Consider the following 1,071-nt stretch of genomic DNA (forward strand, 5'->3'; position numbering starts at 1 on the left):
AACCAATCATCGCGAACACACCGAGTACCGCGAATAGTCGCTTCATCAATTACCTTCTTTCGTGCTGCCACATCACTGAATTAGGTTGTTCCTCAACCTAATTGCGCATCTTCGGACGGGATGACCTTGGACTTGCCCTTCTTCAGATGCACCGCGTGGATACCCGGCTTCTTGGCCAGCTGCTCGAGCAGCGCGTCGAGACCTTTCTCATCGACGTTGTGATGCTGCACAGTTTCGGGCTTCTCCGAAATCTGTGCCACCAAACGTTTCAGGTGGTCCGGCGAGTTCTTATCTTTGAGGTCTTTGAGCGGTTTCATCCGGTTGCGGACGCTGGCGTTTACCACGGTGGGACCTCCGGCACCCATCGCGCTGCCCAGCATTCCCGCCATCCCTAACGAGCTGAACAGGCTTCCCTCGCTTAGCGCCGCCGCCGGGATGGCCTCCGGGCCGGCGGCGGTCAAGGCGGCGGCCACCGTCCTGATCGCCGGCGTCGACGAGGCCCAGCTGGGCGGAACCGTCAGCGATCCGACCAGCGTGCCCCGAGCGAAACCCGCCGTCGGCGAGATCGCGCCGAACAGGGTGCCCCGGGTGAAGCCCAACGCGCCCAGACCAGCGCCCAGCGCGTCCTTGGGGAGTGCGCCATACGCCACCGGAGGCGCGAACTTGAGCCACTGCGACACAGGGAAGTTGATCAGCAGCCCGATGTCGTTGAACCCGGTGGTAAAGCTAAGTGGGCCCTTGAGGCCGGTGTAGACGGCGTTAACCCACGCTGATCCGTTTGGCCCAAGGGCCGAGTTAAAGAGCCCGTTGATGAAGTTTGTGTACTCGGTGGCCAGCTGCGAGAGAAATTGCAGCGGGCCGCCCGCGGTCGCGCTGGCGGCGGCTGCGGCTGGCGCCGCGGCCGCTGCGGCTGGTGCGGCCGCCGCTTGCATCTCTGTGCCTGCGGGGTTGGTGGTCTGTGGCGCCTCGGTGAACGGCGTCAACTCGGACGCAGTTGCCGAGGAGGCGAAGTAGGTGTCCATCGCCTCGCCGTCCTGGGCCCACATTTCGGCGTATTGCGCCTCGGTGGTC

At 63.9% G+C, this 1,071-nt stretch carries 1 protein-coding gene; it reads right to left on the reverse strand.

The window, feature by feature from the left end; all coding sequences use genetic code 11:
* Positions 1-92 precede the first annotated feature (92 nt).
* Positions 93-1,071, reverse strand: a 979-nt coding sequence (locus AC5Y5O_RS32035; protein ID WP_500028750.1) for a PPE family protein, SVP subgroup, incomplete at its 5' end; no start/stop codon positions are given.

The sequence above is a fragment of the Mycobacterium sp. NGS40 genome, from assembly GCF_059812735.1.